Origin of the sequence: Streptomyces echinatus (assembly GCF_014203595.1) — a bacterium.
GTDB classification, from domain to species: Bacteria; Actinomycetota; Actinomycetes; order Streptomycetales; family Streptomycetaceae; genus Streptomyces; species Streptomyces echinatus.
Genome location: NZ_JACHJK010000004.1, coordinates 213,261 through 229,933 on the forward strand (window position 1 = coordinate 213,261; position 16,673 = coordinate 229,933).

Below are 16,673 nucleotides of genomic sequence, written 5' to 3' on the forward strand. Positions count from 1 at the left end.
ACTTACAACCCTGAGAGGGATTGACGCATAGTGCTCGACGTCAACTTCTTCGACGAGCTCCGGATCGGTCTGGCAACCGCTGACGACATCCGCCAGTGGAGCCACGGCGAGGTCAAGAAGCCGGAGACCATCAACTACCGCACGCTCAAGCCCGAAAAGGACGGACTCTTCTGCGAGAAGATCTTCGGTCCGACCCGGGACTGGGAGTGCTACTGCGGCAAGTACAAGCGCGTCCGCTTCAAGGGCATCATCTGTGAGCGCTGTGGCGTCGAGGTCACGCGCGCCAAGGTGCGTCGTGAGCGGATGGGCCACATCGAGCTGGCCGCGCCCGTCACGCACATCTGGTACTTCAAGGGTGTCCCGTCGCGCCTCGGCTACCTGCTGGACCTGGCGCCGAAGGACCTCGAGAAGGTCATCTACTTCGCGGCGTACATGATCACGTACGTCGACGAGGAGCGCCGCACCCGCGACCTGCCCTCCCTGGAGGCGCACGTCTCGGTCGAGCGCCAGCAGATCGAGAACCGCCGTGACTCCGACCTGGAGGCCCGCGCCAAGAAGCTCGAGACCGACCTGGCCGAGCTGGAGGCCGAGGGCGCCAAGGCCGACGTGCGCCGCAAGGTGCGCGAGGGTGCCGAGCGCGAGATGAAGCAGCTGCGCGACCGCGCGCAGCGCGAGATCGACCGCCTCGACGAGGTGTGGAACCGGTTCAAGAACCTCAAGGTCCAGGACCTCGAGGGCGACGAGCTGCTCTACCGCGAGCTGCGTGACCGCTTCGGCACGTACTTCGACGGCTCGATGGGTGCCGCGGCGCTGCAGAAGCGCCTGGAGTCCTTCGACCTCGACGAGGAGGCCGAGCGTCTCCGCGAGATCATCCGGACCGGCAAGGGCCAGAAGAAGACCCGTGCGCTGAAGCGGCTGAAGGTCGTCTCCGCGTTCCTGCAGACGTCCAACAGCCCCAAGGGCATGGTCCTGGACTGCGTCCCGGTCATCCCGCCGGACCTGCGTCCGATGGTGCAGCTGGACGGTGGCCGCTTCGCGACCTCCGACCTGAACGACCTGTATCGCCGTGTGATCAACCGCAACAACCGCCTGAAGCGCCTTCTCGACCTCGGTGCGCCCGAGATCATCGTGAACAACGAGAAGCGCATGCTCCAGGAGGCCGTCGACGCGCTCTTCGACAACGGCCGTCGTGGTCGCCCGGTCACGGGCCCCGGCAACCGTCCGCTGAAGTCCCTCAGCGACATGCTGAAGGGCAAGCAGGGCCGCTTCCGTCAGAACCTGCTCGGCAAGCGAGTCGACTACTCGGCGCGTTCCGTCATCGTCGTCGGCCCGCAGCTGAAGCTGCACCAGTGCGGTCTGCCCAAGGCCATGGCGCTGGAGCTCTTCAAGCCGTTCGTGATGAAGCGCCTGGTCGACCTGAACCACGCGCAGAACATCAAGAGCGCCAAGCGCATGGTGGAGCGCGGCCGTACGGTCGTGTACGACGTCCTCGAAGAGGTCATCGCCGAGCACCCGGTCCTGCTGAACCGTGCTCCCACCCTGCACCGCCTCGGCATCCAGGCCTTCGAGCCGCAGCTGGTCGAGGGCAAGGCCATCCAGATCCACCCGCTCGTCTGCACCGCGTTCAACGCGGACTTCGACGGTGACCAGATGGCCGTGCACCTGCCGCTGTCCGCGGAGGCGCAGGCCGAGGCCCGCATCCTGATGCTGTCCTCGAACAACATCCTCAAGCCGGCCGACGGCCGTCCGGTGACGATGCCGACCCAGGACATGGTCCTCGGTCTGTTCTTCCTCACCACCGACGGCGAGCTGCGTGACACCAAGGGCGAGGGCCGGTCCTTCGGCTCCACGGCCGAGGCGATCATGGCGTTCGACGCCGGCGAGCTCGCGCTGCAGTCGCCGATCGACATCCGCTTCCCGGTGGGCACCATCCCGCCGCGCGGCTGGACCCCGCCGGCGCGCGAGGAGGGCGAGCCCGAGTGGCAGCAGGGTGACACCTTCCGCCTGCGGACGACCCTGGGCCGTGCGCTCTTCAACGAGCTGCTGCCCGAGGACTACCCGTTCGTCGACTACTCGGTCGGCAAGAAGCAGCTCTCCGAGATCGTCAACGACCTCGCCGAGCGCTACCCCAAGGTCATCGTGGCGGCGACGCTCGACAACCTGAAGGCGGCCGGCTTCTACTGGGCGACCCGTTCCGGTGTCACCGTGGCCATCTCCGACGTCGTCGTTCCCGAGGCGAAGAAGGAGATCGTCAAGGGCTACGAGGCGCAGGACGAGAAGGTCCAGAAGCAGTACGAGCGCGGTCTGATCACCAAGGAAGAGCGCACTCAGGAGCTCATCGCGATCTGGACCAAGGCGACCAACGAGGTCGCCGAGGCGATGAACGAGAACTTCCCCAAGACGAACCCCATCTTCATGATGGTTGACTCGGGTGCCCGAGGAAACATGATGCAGATGCGGCAGATCGCCGGTATGCGTGGTCTGGTGTCGAACGCGAAGAACGAGACCATCCCGCGTCCGATCAAGGCCTCGTTCCGTGAGGGTCTGTCCGTGCTGGAGTACTTCATCTCCACGCACGGTGCCCGTAAGGGTCTGGCGGACACCGCCCTGCGTACCGCCGACTCGGGTTACCTGACCCGTCGTCTGGTCGACGTCTCGCAGGACGTCATCATCCGCGAGGAGGACTGCGGCACCGAGCGCGGCCTCAAGCTCCACATCGCGGAGGTCGGCGCGGACGGTGTGCTGCGCAAGGCCGAGGACGTCGAGACGTCCGTGTACGCGCGCTGCCTCGCCGAGGACATCGTCGTCGACGGCAAGGTGCTGGCCCCGGCCGGCACCGACCTGGGCGACGTGCTCATCGACGAGCTGGTCAAGCACGGTGTCTCGGAGGTCAAGACTCGCTCGGTCCTGACCTGTGAGTCCGCCGTCGGCACCTGCGCGATGTGCTACGGCCGTTCGCTGGCCACCGGCAAGCTGGTCGACATCGGTGAGGCGGTCGGCATCATCGCCGCCCAGTCCATCGGTGAGCCCGGTACCCAGCTGACGATGCGTACCTTCCACACCGGTGGTGTGGCCGGTGACGACATCACCCAGGGTCTGCCGCGTGTCGTCGAGCTCTTCGAGGCCCGTACCCCGAAGGGTGTCGCCCCGATCTCCGAGGCCTCCGGCCGCGTGCGGATCGAGGAGACCGAGAAGACGAAGAAGCTCATCGTCACGCCGGACGACGGCAGCGACGAGACGGCGTTCCCGATCTCGAAGCGTGCCAAGGTCCTGGTCCGCGAGGGCGACCACGTCGAGGTCGGCCAGCAGCTCACCGTGGGTGCCACCAACCCGCACGACGTGCTGCGCATCCTGGGTCAGCGTGCCGTTCAGGTCCACCTGGTCGGCGAGGTCCAGAAGGTCTACAACTCGCAGGGTGTGTCGATCCACGACAAGCACATCGAGATCATCATCCGGCAGATGCTGCGCCGCGTGACGATCATCGAGTCCGGCGACGCCGAGCTGCTGCCCGGCGAGCTGGTCGAGCGCTCGAAGTTCGAGACCGAGAACCGTCGTGTGGTCCAGGAGGGCGGTCACCCGGCCTCCGGTCGTCCGCAGCTGATGGGTATCACCAAGGCCTCGCTGGCGACGGAGTCCTGGCTGTCGGCCGCCTCCTTCCAGGAGACGACCCGAGTTCTGACGGACGCGGCGATCAACGCCAAGTCCGACAGCCTCATCGGCCTCAAGGAGAACGTCATCATCGGTAAGCTCATCCCGGCCGGTACGGGTCTGTCCCGCTACCGCAACATCCGGGTCGAGCCGACCGAGGAGGCCAAGGCCGCGATGTACTCGGCCGTCGGCTACGACGACATCGACTACTCGCCGTTCGGCACCGGCTCCGGCCAGGCCGTTCCGCTGGAGGACTACGACTACGGTCCGTACAACCAGTAAGGCGTACGTCCACTGAAGGGCGGTCACTCCATGGGGTGACCGCCCTTCGGCGTCGTCCGGGCCGGCATCCGCCGGAGCGCGTCGTACGGGGGAGGCGGACCGTGCCGCGGGTGACGGGGAGCGGTTGCGCCGTGGCGGCCGCTGAGCGCGCCTGTGACGCGGTCGGGCGGTGCGGACGGCGCCGCACACCCGCCGGCGGCTCCGGTGGCCGGAATGCGGCCCTCAAGGCCGTTGTCGCGCGACCGGGACCGGGCGCGGGGGTCTTCCGCCCTGCCGGGCGCCCGGGCTTGACGGCCGCCGTGACATGCGGCGATCGGCGAAAAGAAGATCGCGTAGCGTAACGCCGCTTGACAGCGCCCGCACCCCGGGGCCGCTGGACCCCATTTGTTTTGACCGCAGCGAATGAGGTAGGTACGCTCAGACCTTGTGCCTGGGGTGTGCCCTGGCTGCTGTGCGTGCCTGCAAACCGCATGGCGAGCCGCAACCGGCCACCGCAATCTGCCCCCTTTCCGCCTTGCGGCGGGAGTCTGGCGGATTCGACACACCCGACCGCGTGGGTCGGAGAAGTTCCAGGTTAGCTGTACCTATCGGCACACAGAAACCGGAGAAGTAGTGCCTACGATCCAGCAGCTGGTCCGTAAGGGCCGGCAGGACAAGGTCGAGAAGAACAAGACGCCCGCACTCGAGGGTTCCCCTCAGCGTCGTGGCGTCTGCACGCGTGTGTTCACGACCACCCCGAAGAAGCCGAACTCGGCCCTGCGTAAGGTCGCGCGTGTGCGTCTGACCAGCGGGATCGAGGTCACCGCTTACATTCCGGGTGAGGGACACAACCTGCAGGAGCACTCCATCGTGCTCGTGCGCGGCGGCCGTGTGAAGGACCTGCCGGGTGTTCGCTACAAGATCATCCGTGGCTCCCTCGACACCCAGGGTGTCAAGAACCGCAAGCAGGCCCGTTCCCGCTACGGCGCCAAGAAGGAGAAGTAAGAATGCCTCGTAAGGGCCCCGCCCCGAAGCGCCCGGTCATCATCGACCCGGTCTACGGTTCTCCTCTGGTCACGTCGCTCATCAACAAGGTGCTGCTGAACGGCAAGCGCTCCACCGCCGAGCGCATCGTCTACGGCGCCATGGAGGGTCTGCGTGAGAAGACGGGCAACGACCCGATCATCACGCTGAAGCGCGCGCTGGAGAACATCAAGCCGACCCTCGAGGTCAAGTCCCGCCGTGTCGGTGGTGCGACGTACCAGGTTCCGATCGAGGTCAAGCCCGGTCGTGCCAACACGCTCGCGCTGCGCTGGCTGGTCGGTTACTCCCGCGCCCGTCGCGAGAAGACCATGACCGAGCGTCTGCTCAACGAGCTTCTCGACGCCTCCAACGGCCTGGGTGCCGCTGTGAAGAAGCGCGAGGACACGCACAAGATGGCCGAGTCCAACAAGGCCTTCGCGCACTACCGCTGGTAGTCGCTACCCACATCGAGACCGAGAGAAGACTGAAGCCTTATGGCTACCACTTCACTTGACCTGGCCAAGGTCCGCAACATCGGGATCATGGCCCACATCGACGCGGGCAAGACGACCACCACCGAGCGGATCCTGTTCTACACCGGTGTGTCGTACAAGATCGGTGAGGTCCACGACGGCGCTGCCACCATGGACTGGATGGAGCAGGAGCAGGAGCGTGGCATCACGATCACCTCTGCTGCCACCACCTGTCACTGGCCGCTCGAAGACGTCGACCACACCATCAACATCATCGACACGCCGGGCCACGTCGACTTCACCGTCGAGGTGGAGCGTTCCCTGCGCGTGCTCGACGGTGCCGTGACGGTGTTCGACGGCGTCGCCGGCGTCGAGCCCCAGTCCGAGACCGTGTGGCGTCAGGCGGACCGCTACGGCGTGCCGCGTATCTGCTTCGTCAACAAGCTCGACCGCACCGGTGCCGAGTTCCACCGCTGTGTCGACATGATCGTCGACCGCCTGGGCGCGCAGCCGATCGTGATGCAGCTCCCGATCGGTGCCGAGGCGGACTTCAAGGGCGTCGTCGACCTGGTGACGATGAAGGCCTTCGTGTGGTCCGCCGAGGCCACCAAGGGCGAGATGTACGACATCGTCGACATCCCGGACACGCACACCGAGGCTGCCGAGGAGTACCGCGGCAAGCTGATCGAGGCCGTGGCCGAGAACGACGAAGAGATCATGGAGCTGTACCTGGAGGGCGAGGAGCCCTCCGTGGAGCAGCTGTACGCCGCGATCCGTCGTATCACCATCGCGTCCGGCAAGGGCGGCGGCACCACCGTCACCCCGGTGTTCTGCGGTACCGCGTTCAAGAACAAGGGCGTCCAGCCCCTGCTCGACGCGGTCGTGCGCTACCTGCCGTCCCCGGTCGACATCGAGGCCATCGAGGGCCACGACGTCAAGGACGCCGAGGTCGTCGTCAAGCGCAAGCCGTCCGACGACGAGCCGCTGTCGGCGCTGGCGTTCAAGATCATGAGCGACCCGCACCTCGGCAAGCTCACCTTCGTCCGCGTGTACTCCGGCCGTCTGGAGTCCGGCACCGCCGTGCTGAACTCCGTCAAGGGCCGCAAGGAGCGCATCGGCAAGATCTACCGCATGCACGCCAACAAGCGTGAGGAGATCGAGTCGGTGGGCGCCGGCGACATCGTCGCGGTCATGGGTCTGAAGCAGACCACGACCGGCGAGACGCTGTGTGACGAGAAGAGCCCGGTGATCCTGGAGTCCATGGACTTCCCGGCGCCGGTCATCGAGGTCGCGATCGAGCCCAAGTCCAAGGGCGACCAGGAGAAGCTGGGTGTCGCCATCCAGCGTCTCGCGGAGGAGGACCCCTCCTTCCAGGTGCACACCAACGAGGAGACCGGCCAGACCGTCATCGGCGGTATGGGCGAGCTTCACCTCGAGGTGCTGGTCGACCGGATGAAGCGCGAGTTCAAGGTCGAGGCCAACGTCGGCAAGCCGCAGGTGGCCTACCGCGAGACGATCCGCAAGGCCGTCGAGCGCGTCGACTACACGCACAAGAAGCAGACCGGTGGTACCGGTCAGTTCGCGAAGGTGCAGATCGGCATCGAGCCGATCGAGGGTGGCGACACCTCGTACGAGTTCGTGAACAAGGTGACCGGTGGTCGTATCCCGAAGGAGTACATCCCTTCGGTCGACGCCGGTGCGCAGGAGGCCATGCAGTTCGGCATCCTCGCCGGTTACGAGATGACCGGTGTCCGCGTGATCCTGCACGACGGTGCCTACCACGAGGTCGACTCCTCCGAGCTCGCCTTCAAGATCGCCGGCTCGCAGGCCTTCAAGGAGGCCGCGCGCAAGGCTTCGCCCGTGCTTCTCGAGCCGATGATGGCCGTCGAGGTCACCACGCCCGAGGACTACATGGGTGAGGTCATCGGCGACATCAACTCCCGCCGTGGCCAGATCCAGGCCATGGAGGAGCGGGCCGGTGCCCGCGTCGTGAAGGGTCTCGTGCCCCTCTCGGAGATGTTCGGTTACGTCGGCGACCTGCGCAGCAAGACGTCCGGCCGTGCCAGCTACTCCATGCAGTTCGACTCCTACGCCGAGGTTCCGCGGAACGTCGCCGAGGAGATCATCGCGAAGGCCAAGGGCGAGTAACGCACCGCGTTCGCACGCTTTAGGCTTGACTCCGGAGCCTCAAGGGGCATTCAGCCACAATCCTGGATGAATGCCCCGGGTTCCGGGCTTTCCAGCAAAGATCACCTGGCGCCGATGAAGTAAGGCGTACAGAACCACTCCACAGGAGGACCCCAGTGGCGAAGGCGAAGTTCGAGCGGACTAAGCCGCACGTCAACATCGGCACCATCGGTCACATCGACCACGGTAAGACGACCCTCACGGCCGCCATTACCAAGGTGCTGCACGACGCGTACCCGGACCTGAACGAGGCCACCCCGTTCGACAACATCGACAAGGCGCCCGAGGAGCGCCAGCGCGGTATCACCATCTCCATCGCGCACGTCGAGTACCAGACCGAGGCGCGTCACTACGCCCACGTCGACTGCCCGGGTCACGCGGACTACATCAAGAACATGATCACCGGTGCCGCGCAGATGGACGGCGCGATCCTGGTGGTCGCCGCCACCGACGGCCCGATGCCGCAGACCAAGGAGCACGTGCTCCTGGCCCGCCAGGTCGGCGTTCCGTACATCGTCGTCGCCCTGAACAAGGCCGACATGGTGGACGACGAGGAGATCCTGGAGCTCGTCGAGCTCGAGGTCCGTGAGCTCCTCTCCGAGTACGAGTTCCCGGGCGACGACGTTCCGGTCGTCAAGGTCTCCGCTCTGAAGGCCCTCGAGGGCGAGTCGGAGTGGGTGGAGTCCGTCCTCAACCTGATGAAGGCTGTCGACGAGTCCATCCCGCAGCCCGAGCGTGACGTCGACAAGCCGTTCCTGATGCCGATCGAGGACGTCTTCACGATCACCGGTCGTGGCACCGTCGTCACCGGTCGTATCGAGCGTGGTGTCCTCAAGGTCAACGAGACCGTCGACATCATCGGCATCAAGACCGAGAAGACCACCACCACGGTCACCGGCATCGAGATGTTCCGCAAGCTGCTCGACGAGGGCCAGGCCGGTGAGAACGTCGGTCTGCTGCTCCGTGGCATCAAGCGCGAGGACGTCGAGCGCGGCCAGGTCATCATCAAGCCGGGCTCGGTCACCCCGCACACGGAGTTCGAGGCCCAGGCCTACATCCTGTCCAAGGACGAGGGTGGCCGCCACACGCCGTTCTTCAACAACTACCGTCCGCAGTTCTACTTCCGTACGACGGACGTGACGGGCGTTGTGACCCTCCCCGAGGGCACCGAGATGGTCATGCCGGGCGACAACACCGAGATGACCGTCAACCTCATCCAGCCTGTCGCCATGGAAGAGGGCCTGAAGTTCGCCATCCGTGAGGGTGGCCGCACCGTGGGCGCCGGCCAGGTCACCAAGATCGTCAAGTAAGTTCCGCTTGCTTGAGGGTCACTGCCTGACCTGAGGTCTCTGACCTACGAGAGGCCCGTACGACTTCGGTCGTACGGGCCTCTTCGGCGTTTCCGGGGCCGGTCCGGGTCAAGTTTCGTTCATGTGGGGGCAAGTCGAGGTCAAACATCGATCATGGCTTGATGTGTACCGGCGCCGCTGCCGCCCCGTTGGCTAGCGTGAAGTGGTCACGCCACACAGTCAACGGGGGTTAACGAAGGCATGGCTCACAGCGGGGACGGCCGGGCGGACATACCCGGCACCGGAGCATCCACGGGAACGCAACTCGACCATTACCCGGCCGACCTGGGCGGCGGCCCGGGTGGTGCAGGCGGCTCGGGGAAGACCGACCTCGCCTCCTCGCCGGCCGAGAAACGCACCGCGGCGAACTCCATCGAGCAGAACATCGAGCCCGGCAGCCGGAAGGCGGGCGACGCGGCCGAGGATCAGACCAACGCGGTGGTGAAGGCGTTCGACGCGAAGGACGGGCACGGCTGGGTCACCTCGGGGGCCGTCAGCAAGGCGTACAAGGCCTGGGGCGAGCAGGTGAAGACCCTGATGAACCGGCTGTCGTCCGAGAAGGCCGCGCTGCGCGGCACGAACACCGTGCTGTCGGGAACGGACCACGGCGTCGAGGCCGGTCTGCGGTCCGTGTCGGCGCTGGACGCGTACTGAGCCGGCCGCCGCAGCGCCGCCGGAACGTCACCGCTTCACTCAACGGGGAACCATGCCGACTTACCACGAGATCCTGACCACCGACCTGACCACGCTCACCACGGCCGCCCAGCACTGGGACGACGTGGCCGAGGGTTTTCAGACGCAGGAGAAGACCTACCGCCGGGACGTGCACGGCATATCGCTCGGACCGACCTGGCAGGGGCTGAGCGCCGGCGCCGCCAACGCGCGGTTCGACGTCACGCTGAAGGAGTTCCAGAAGGCCCAGACCGAGGCCAAGGCCATCGCCTCGCTCTTCCGGGACGCCCACACCCAGTTCGTGGACCTGCGCAAGAAGCTGGAATCGGCCAGGGACGACGCCGTCGCCGCGGGAATGAAGGTCTCCGACCAGGGACTGGTCTCGTACGACACCGGGAAGCTGAGCCAGGGGGACCGGCAGGCGCTGGCCCATGACCCCGACTACCAGGAGAGCGTCCGCAAGTCCGTCGCCTCCTGGCAGGCGCACCTCGACCAGTGCGTGAAGAACGTGGACGACGCCGACAAGGGGGTCGAGGTCGCCTTCCAGGCGGTCGCGGTCGACTCCGACACCGGCGACGGCACGTTCAACGGCTTCAACGGCAAGGCGCAGGGCGACATCGAGAAGTACGAGGCGGCCGAGGCCGAGGACATCGCGAAGCGGGTCGACGCAGGCAAGGCCTCGGCGGCCGACTACAAGGAACTGCAGCGCCTCTTCCGCGACAACTCCGGCGACAAGGCGTTCAGCGAGACCGTGCTGGACGGGCTGGGCGCCAAGGGCACGCTGCAGCTGTCCAACAGCCTCGACAGCCTCGCCCACTACGAGGACAAGAAGAACGGCAGCCAGTACCTGGACATCCAGAAGGGCCTGGCCACCACGCTGGCGACGGCGACGAAGGACCCGAGCACGCCCTTCTACAAGGAATTCCGCGAGGACATGCGGAAGGCCGGCACCGAGCAGTTCAAGGTCGACGGGCTCAGCCCCATCCCGGACGAGAAGGTGCGCGGCTACCAGAGCCTCGTCACGCTGATGCAGCAGGGAAACGGCTACGACGGGCAGTTCCTGACGGACACCGCGAACGACATCCGGCACGCGGAGGAGGCGTACGCGGCCAAGGGCAACACCGAGTCCGTCTGGGGCCTGCGGGACAAGTTCAGCGGCAAGGACCGGGGCTGGTTCGCCAACGACCCGCTCGACGGCGTGCTCGGCATCATGTCCCACGACCCCAAGACCAGCACCGCGTACCTGGACCCGTCCCACAACGACAACCTCGACTACCTGCTGCACGGCCGGAACTGGGACACCGTCGTGGACCACTTCGCGACGCCGCCCGGCGGTACGACGACCGGCCTGCCCGTCATGGCGGAGGACGGCGACGTCCGCCAGGGGTTCGGCGCCCTGCTGGAGACCGCCACCACCGGGGAGGCGCCGGGCTCCTACCACCCGGCCGGACACCACACGGAGCCGCAGGCCCGGATTCTCCAGCACACCATCGACACGTTGAACACGGCGAACCAGGCGCAGGAGCTGCCGAAGAACCTCACCGTTCCGCTCGCGCACATCATGACGTCGTACACGGCGGACACCCATGAGATCAACGCGCAGTCGGACTCCCGCTTCGAGATCTCGCCGGGTACCCCCGGGTCCGCCTGGAGCGACGCGAACGGAGCGCACATCACGGTCGCGCGCGACCACCTGACCAAGTTGATGCGCGGCATCGCCGACGACCCCACGGCCTTCGGGCACCTCTACGGGGCCGAACAGGAGCACGCGCACGACGTGCTGGAGGCGCTGCCCCAGGACGCCGGGAAGACCCAGATCAGCAACCGGATCAGCGACTGCTCCCGGGCCATGGGCGCTTACGACGGTGTCCGCGCCGACATCATCTTCGACGAGCGGTTCAACAAGACACAGTGGGCCGCCGACTTCAACCACGGCATCAGCAGCTCGCTCAGCACGGCCCTGATGTTCAACCCGGTGGCCGATCTCAGCCCGGTCGGGGACGCCGCCACCAGAGCCGTCGACGTGTGGACGTACGAGTCCAACAAGGAGCACACCGCCGAAGCCAACCTCAAGGCCACGGACGACAACGTCAAGCTGTACGCGGCCGGCCAGCACGACGTCGAGAAGATGGTCAGGATGTGGGGCCACAGCCGGGGCCACGAGATCGACAGCGAGTGGACCAAGCAGTGGGTCCACACCGGGCAGGGCGACTACGACTACGGCCGCGACCGCGCCCTCGACGTCCTCCGGGCGGACCGGTAGCCGGTGCCGGACACGGCGCACCAGAGAAAGAGCGGGATGAAGATCTTTGCGAGCAGGCGGCGCCGGGTGGGCTGGGCCGTGGGCGGCCTCCTGCTCACGCTGGCGATCGCAGCGCAGGTCGTCTACAGCACCGGCATCTACGCCTCCTGGCGGGACCAGCGGTCCCTGGACGCGGCCTGCGACGGCACCCTGGCACAGGGGGGACTCGACGCCGCCCTGAACTCCTCGCACACGCGGGCCAGGACCGACGACGACTCGGACTACCTGGCCGCCTGTCTGCTTAACCGTCCGGACACCGGCGAACACGGCGGCGCTCTGGAGATCAGGCTCCGCTGGAGCGACCGGTCGGCGGCCTCCGAGGTCCTGGCTCCGTTCGGGCGTAACACCAACGGCGTCAAGGGCCAGGCGGCACCACTCGGCAACGGCTGGCCGGGCTTCGTGCGCTACGACGGGTACGCCCAGGTCGTGGTCGCGCTCGACTGCCGGAACGACGCGGACAGGGCCCTGGTGGCCTACGGCGACCTCGTCCGGTGGCCGGAGGACGCCCGGGAGAAGGGGCCCGTCCTCACCGGGCTGGGCCGGGTGACGACCGAGACGGCACAGCAAGCGGCGGCGAAGTACGGGTGCCGGGCGACGGGCGGCAGGCAGCTCACCCAGGTGAAACTTCCGTCCTCCGCGAGCGGGAGCGCGGCCCCCGCTCCGCTCGCGCGGGCCGAGGGCTCCTGCGTGGCGCTGCGCGGACTCGCCGGCCAGGCGTCCCGCGCCGGCACGCCCGCCGCCGCCGGCTACCCCGCGGACACGCGCACGCCCCAGGTCAACTGCTTCCTCCTCACCGCGGCGGGCAAGCCGGGTTACGGGCTGTACGGGTACTACGGCGCCATGGCCAAGGACTTCCGGTCCACCGGGTCCGCCGTCCCCGGCGACGACCGGGTGACGGCCACCGCCCACTGCCCCGGGTCGGCCCAGGAGGCGGTGTTCGTGCTGTACCGCCTGTATGACGGGGACACCGGCGACCCTCCCGTGCGTCACTACTCCGCGTCGTTCGCCCGCTCCGCGCTGAAGGCGTTCGCCGATCACGAGGCCGGGCAGCGCGGCTGCACCGGCGTACGGCTGAACCCCGTGCCGGTTTGACCTACGTCACCTTCGGGGTAATGTCTTCGGCTCGATTGGCGGAGGACCTGCCCCATATGGCAGACTGTCCGAGTTGCTCGGTCGAGTGTTGATGCTGCGCGCCTCCCGCCGGGAGGACCGGAAGCGAGTCCCACAGTACTCGTCGCCCTAACTGCCTTCGGGCAGCACTGGGGCGGACGTACGGGAATCTTCCGGGAAGTGTGAGCGCAACACCGGCCAGGCGCCCGGTGGGCCCGAGGTCCCCGGTCCGCGGTTCCGGAAGGGCCGTCGCATTCCCCGCAGGGATGTTCGAACAAGGGACATCTGTGTCGGCGAGAGCGCGACACACCCGACCGCGTGGGTCGGAGAAACGACGGCAGCAGAAGGAATCCGCCGGGTTCCAGAGCGTGAGAAGAGACAGGACTACTGAGTAGCCATGGCGGGACAGAAGATCCGCATCCGGCTCAAGGCCTACGACCACGAGGTCATCGACTCCTCGGCGAAGAAGATCGTCGAGACGGTGACCCGCACCGGTGCGTCGGTCGCGGGCCCGGTGCCGCTGCCCACTGAGAAGAACGTGTACTGCGTCATCAAGTCGCCGCACAAGTACAAGGACTCGCGCGAGCACTTCGAGATGCGCACGCACAAGCGCCTGATCGACATCCTCGACCCCACCCCCAAGACCGTTGACTCTCTGATGCGACTCGACCTCCCGGCCGGTGTCGACATCGAGATCAAGCTCTGAGGGTCGGTGAGCTGAGAATGGCTAAGCAGATCAAGGGCATCCTGGGCGAGAAGCTCGGCATGACGCAGGTGTGGGACGAGAACAACCGTGTTGTTCCGGTCACCGTCGTCAAGGCCGGCCCCAACGTCGTCACCCAGGTCCGTACGAACGATGTCGACGGCTACGAGTCCGTCCAGATCGCTTTCGGCGAGATCGACCCGCGCAAGGTGAACAAGCCCCTCAAGGGCCACTTCGCCAAGGCCGACGTCACTCCCCGCCGCCACCTCGTCGAGATCCGTACCGCTGACGCCAGCGAGTACACCCTCGGCCAGGAGATCACCGCCGAGGTGTTCGAGGCCGGCATCAAGGTCGACGTGACCGGCAAGAGCAAGGGCAAGGGCTTCGCCGGTGTCATGAAGCGTCACAACTTCAAGGGCCTCGGCGCCGGACACGGCACCCAGCGCAAGCACCGCTCGCCCGGTTCCATCGGTGGCTGCGCCACCCCGGGCCGCGTGTTCAAGGGCCTCCGCATGGCGGGTCGCATGGGCAACGAGCGGGTCACCACCCAGAACCTGACCGTCCACGCCGTTGACGCGGAGAAGGGTCTGCTGCTCATCAAGGGCGCGGTTCCCGGTCCGAACGGCGGCCTCGTCCTGGTCCGCACCGCGGCCAAGGGGGCCTGAGGTAACCGATGAGCACTGTTGACATCCTTTCGCCTGCCGGCGAGAAGGCCGGTTCCGTCGAGCTCCCCGCGGAGATCTTCGACGTGGAGAAGATCAGCATCCCGCTGATCCACCAGGTCGTCGTCGCGCAGCTGGCCGCGGCCCGTCAGGGCACGCACAAGACCAAGACCCGTGGCGAAGTCCGTGGTGGTGGCAAGAAGCCGTACCGCCAGAAGGGCACCGGCCGCGCCCGTCAGGGCTCGACCCGCGCGCCGCAGTTCGCCGGTGGTGGCGTCGTGCACGGTCCCGTGCCGCGTGACTACTCGCAGCGCACCCCGAAGAAGATGAAGGCCGCGGCCCTGCGCCACGCCCTCACCGACCGGGCGCGTCACAACCGCATCCACGTCGTCTCCGGCGTGGTCGAGGGCGCGAACCCCAGCACCAAGGCCGCCAAGAGCCTGTTCGGCAAGATCAGCGAGCGCAAGAACCTGCTCCTGGTCGTCGACCGTGCCGACGAGGCCGCGTGGCTGTCCGCCCGCAACCTGCCCCAGGTCCACATCCTGGAGCCGGGCCAGCTGAACACGTACGACGTTCTCGTCTCGGACGACGTGGTCTTCACCCAGGCCGCTTTCGAGTCCTTCGTGTCTGGCCCCAAGGCCGCTGACACCGAAGGGAGCGAGGCCTGATGGCTACGCGTCACCCGAGCATTGCCTCGAAGGCCGCCAAGGCCGCCAAGGCCGCGCGCGTCGCCAAGGCGCGTCGCCACGCCACCGAGGGCAAGAACACCGTCGAGACCCCGCTGAGCAAGTCGTACACGGACCCCCGTGACGTCCTGCTGAAGCCGGTCGTCTCCGAGAAGAGCTACGCGCTCCTCGACGAGAACAAGTACACGTTCATCGTCGACCCGAACGCCAACAAGACCCAGATCAAGCAGGCCGTCCAGGCGGTCTTCTCGGTCAAGGTCACCGGGGTCAACACGATCAACCGCCAGGGCAAGCGCAAGCGCACGAAGACCGGCTTCGGTCAGCGTGCGGGCAGCAAGCGCGCGATCGTGACCCTCGCCGAGGGCGACCGTATCGACATCTTCGGCGGTCCGACCGCCTAAGGGCGGTCCGGATCGTCCGATATCGGACGAGGACTGAGAAATGGGAATCCGCAAGTACAAGCCGACTACGCCGGGCCGTCGTGGCGCCAGCGTCGCCGACTTCGTCGAGGTCACGCGGTCCACGCCGGAGAAGTCGCTGGTCCGTCCCCTGCACAGCAAGGGCGGCCGTAACAACGCCGGTCGTGTGACCGTTCGCCACCAGGGTGGCGGACACAAGCGCGCCTACCGTGTGATCGACTTCCGTCGTCACGACAAGGACGGCGTGCCGGCGAAGGTCGCGCACATCGAGTACGACCCCAACCGCACCGCGCGCATCGCGCTGCTGCACTACGCCGACGGCGAGAAGCGCTACATCCTCGCCCCGCGCAACCTGCAGCAGGGTGACCGCGTCGAGAACGGTCCCGGGGCCGACATCAAGCCGGGCAACAACCTGGCCCTCCGCAACATCCCGGTCGGTACCACGATCCACGCGATCGAGCTCCGTCCCGGTGGCGGTGCCAAGTTCGCCCGTTCCGCCGGTGCCTCCGTGCAGCTGCTCGCGAAGGAGGGCGCCTACGCCCACCTGCGCATGCCGTCCGGCGAGATCCGCCTGGTCGACGTCCGCTGCCGCGCCACCGTCGGTGAGGTCGGCAACGCCGAGCAGAGCAACATCAACTGGGGTAAGGCCGGCCGTAAGCGGTGGCTGGGCGTTCGCCCGACCGTCCGTGGTGTCGTGATGAACCCGGTCGACCACCCGCACGGTGGTGGTGAGGGCCGGACCTCCGGTGGTCGCCACCCTGTGTCCCCGTGGGGCAAGAAGGAAGGCCGTACTCGTTCGCCCAAGAAGGCGTCGAACAAGTACATCGTCCGCCGCCGCAAGACGAACAAGAAGCGCTAAGGACGGGTTGAGATGCCTCGTAGCTTGAAGAAGGGGCCCTTCGTCGACGACCACCTGATCAAGAAGGTGGACACGCAGAACGAAGCCGGCACCAAGAACGTCATCAAGACCTGGTCCCGTCGCTCGATGATCGTCCCGGCCATGCTCGGTCACACGATCGCGGTGCACAACGGCAAGACCCACATCCCGGTGTTCGTCACCGAGTCGATGGTCGGCCACAAGCTCGGCGAGTTCTCGCCGACCCGCACCTTCCGGGGCCACGTCAAGGACGACCGGAAGTCGAAGCGCCGCTAGTAGCGGATCGCATTCAGACACGTAA

At 66.9% G+C, this 16,673-nt stretch carries 14 protein-coding genes; all 14 read left to right on the forward strand.

Features of this window, described 5'->3' with window-relative positions; translation table 11 throughout:
• The first annotated feature begins 30 nt into the window (after positions 1 to 30).
• The 14 genes from FHS34_RS13505 to rpsS all read left to right on the forward strand — a co-directional run bounded on the left by FHS34_RS13505 (position 31) and on the right by rpsS (position 16,648).
• Positions 31 to 3,930, forward strand: coding sequence for a DNA-directed RNA polymerase subunit beta' (locus FHS34_RS13505; protein ID WP_184964734.1), 3,900 nt, complete (start codon positions 31 to 33; stop codon positions 3,928 to 3,930).
• A 612-nt stretch (positions 3,931 to 4,542) separates the two neighbouring features.
• Positions 4,543 to 4,914 (forward strand): 30S ribosomal protein S12, encoded by a 372-nt coding sequence (gene rpsL / locus FHS34_RS13510; protein WP_003948652.1) that lies wholly within the window; start codon positions 4,543 to 4,545, stop codon positions 4,912 to 4,914.
• A 2-nt stretch (positions 4,915 to 4,916) separates the two neighbouring features.
• Positions 4,917 to 5,387 (forward strand): 30S ribosomal protein S7, encoded by a 471-nt coding sequence (gene rpsG / locus FHS34_RS13515; RefSeq protein ID WP_003992340.1) that lies wholly within the window; start codon positions 4,917 to 4,919, stop codon positions 5,385 to 5,387.
• A gap of 39 nt (positions 5,388 to 5,426) precedes the next feature.
• Complete coding sequence (gene fusA, locus FHS34_RS13520; RefSeq protein WP_184964736.1) at positions 5,427 to 7,553, forward strand: elongation factor G; 2,127 nt, start codon at positions 5,427 to 5,429, stop codon at positions 7,551 to 7,553.
• A 155-nt stretch (positions 7,554 to 7,708) separates the two neighbouring features.
• The gene (gene tuf, locus FHS34_RS13525; protein ID WP_184964738.1) at positions 7,709 to 8,902 is read left to right on the forward strand and encodes an elongation factor Tu; all 1,194 of its coding nucleotides are present in this window, start codon (positions 7,709 to 7,711) and stop codon (positions 8,900 to 8,902) included.
• Between the two features lie 240 nt (positions 8,903 to 9,142).
• Positions 9,143 to 9,595: a hypothetical protein gene (locus FHS34_RS13530; protein ID WP_225817595.1), complete on the forward strand. Its 453-nt coding sequence runs from the start codon at positions 9,143 to 9,145 to the stop codon at positions 9,593 to 9,595.
• A gap of 52 nt (positions 9,596 to 9,647) precedes the next feature.
• Positions 9,648 to 11,876, forward strand: a complete 2,229-nt coding sequence (locus FHS34_RS13535; RefSeq protein WP_184964740.1) for a hypothetical protein — start codon at positions 9,648 to 9,650, stop codon at positions 11,874 to 11,876.
• Between the two features lie 36 nt (positions 11,877 to 11,912).
• Positions 11,913 to 13,007 (forward strand): hypothetical protein, encoded by a 1,095-nt coding sequence (locus FHS34_RS13540; RefSeq protein WP_184964742.1) that lies wholly within the window; start codon positions 11,913 to 11,915, stop codon positions 13,005 to 13,007.
• A 415-nt stretch (positions 13,008 to 13,422) separates the two neighbouring features.
• Positions 13,423 to 13,731 (forward strand): 30S ribosomal protein S10, encoded by a 309-nt coding sequence (gene rpsJ / locus FHS34_RS13545; RefSeq protein WP_003948644.1) that lies wholly within the window; start codon positions 13,423 to 13,425, stop codon positions 13,729 to 13,731.
• A 17-nt stretch (positions 13,732 to 13,748) separates the two neighbouring features.
• Positions 13,749 to 14,393, forward strand: coding sequence for a 50S ribosomal protein L3 (gene rplC, locus FHS34_RS13550; protein WP_020135811.1), 645 nt, complete (start codon positions 13,749 to 13,751; stop codon positions 14,391 to 14,393).
• Between the two features lie 8 nt (positions 14,394 to 14,401).
• On the forward strand, positions 14,402 to 15,058 hold the full coding sequence (gene rplD, locus FHS34_RS13555) for a 50S ribosomal protein L4 (RefSeq protein WP_031167072.1): 657 nt from the start codon (positions 14,402 to 14,404) through the stop codon (positions 15,056 to 15,058).
• Complete coding sequence (rplW, locus tag FHS34_RS13560; protein ID WP_145886671.1) at positions 15,058 to 15,477, forward strand: 50S ribosomal protein L23; 420 nt, start codon at positions 15,058 to 15,060, stop codon at positions 15,475 to 15,477. The genes rplD and rplW overlap by 1 nt, the downstream gene beginning before the upstream one ends.
• Positions 15,478 to 15,517: 40 nt before the next feature.
• Positions 15,518 to 16,354, forward strand: coding sequence for a 50S ribosomal protein L2 (gene rplB, locus FHS34_RS13565; RefSeq protein ID WP_018543909.1), 837 nt, complete (start codon positions 15,518 to 15,520; stop codon positions 16,352 to 16,354).
• 12 nt (positions 16,355 to 16,366) lie between these two features.
• Complete coding sequence (gene rpsS / locus FHS34_RS13570) at positions 16,367 to 16,648, forward strand: 30S ribosomal protein S19 (RefSeq protein ID WP_003974263.1); 282 nt, start codon at positions 16,367 to 16,369, stop codon at positions 16,646 to 16,648.
• The last annotated feature ends 25 nt before the right edge of the window (positions 16,649 to 16,673 follow it).

Excerpts from the sequence above, each read along its gene's own strand:
- rpsG (WP_003992340.1), top strand. The coding sequence starts at position 4,917 with ATGCCTCGTAAGGGCCCCGCCCCGAAGCGCCCGGTCATCATCGACCCG.
- fusA (WP_184964736.1), top strand. The coding sequence starts at position 5,427 with ATGGCTACCACTTCACTTGACCTGGCCAAGGTCCGCAACATCGGGATC.
- FHS34_RS13530 (WP_225817595.1), top strand. The coding sequence starts at position 9,143 with ATGGCTCACAGCGGGGACGGCCGGGCGGACATACCCGGCACCGGAGCA.
- FHS34_RS13535 (WP_184964740.1), top strand. The coding sequence starts at position 9,648 with ATGCCGACTTACCACGAGATCCTGACCACCGACCTGACCACGCTCACC.
- FHS34_RS13540 (WP_184964742.1), top strand. The coding sequence starts at position 11,913 with ATGAAGATCTTTGCGAGCAGGCGGCGCCGGGTGGGCTGGGCCGTGGGC.
- rpsJ (WP_003948644.1), top strand. The coding sequence starts at position 13,423 with ATGGCGGGACAGAAGATCCGCATCCGGCTCAAGGCCTACGACCACGAG.
- rplC (WP_020135811.1), top strand. The coding sequence starts at position 13,749 with ATGGCTAAGCAGATCAAGGGCATCCTGGGCGAGAAGCTCGGCATGACG.
- rplD (WP_031167072.1), top strand. The coding sequence starts at position 14,402 with ATGAGCACTGTTGACATCCTTTCGCCTGCCGGCGAGAAGGCCGGTTCC.
- rplW (WP_145886671.1), top strand. The coding sequence starts at position 15,058 with ATGGCTACGCGTCACCCGAGCATTGCCTCGAAGGCCGCCAAGGCCGCC.
- rplB (WP_018543909.1), top strand. The coding sequence starts at position 15,518 with ATGGGAATCCGCAAGTACAAGCCGACTACGCCGGGCCGTCGTGGCGCC.
- rpsS (WP_003974263.1), top strand. The coding sequence starts at position 16,367 with ATGCCTCGTAGCTTGAAGAAGGGGCCCTTCGTCGACGACCACCTGATC.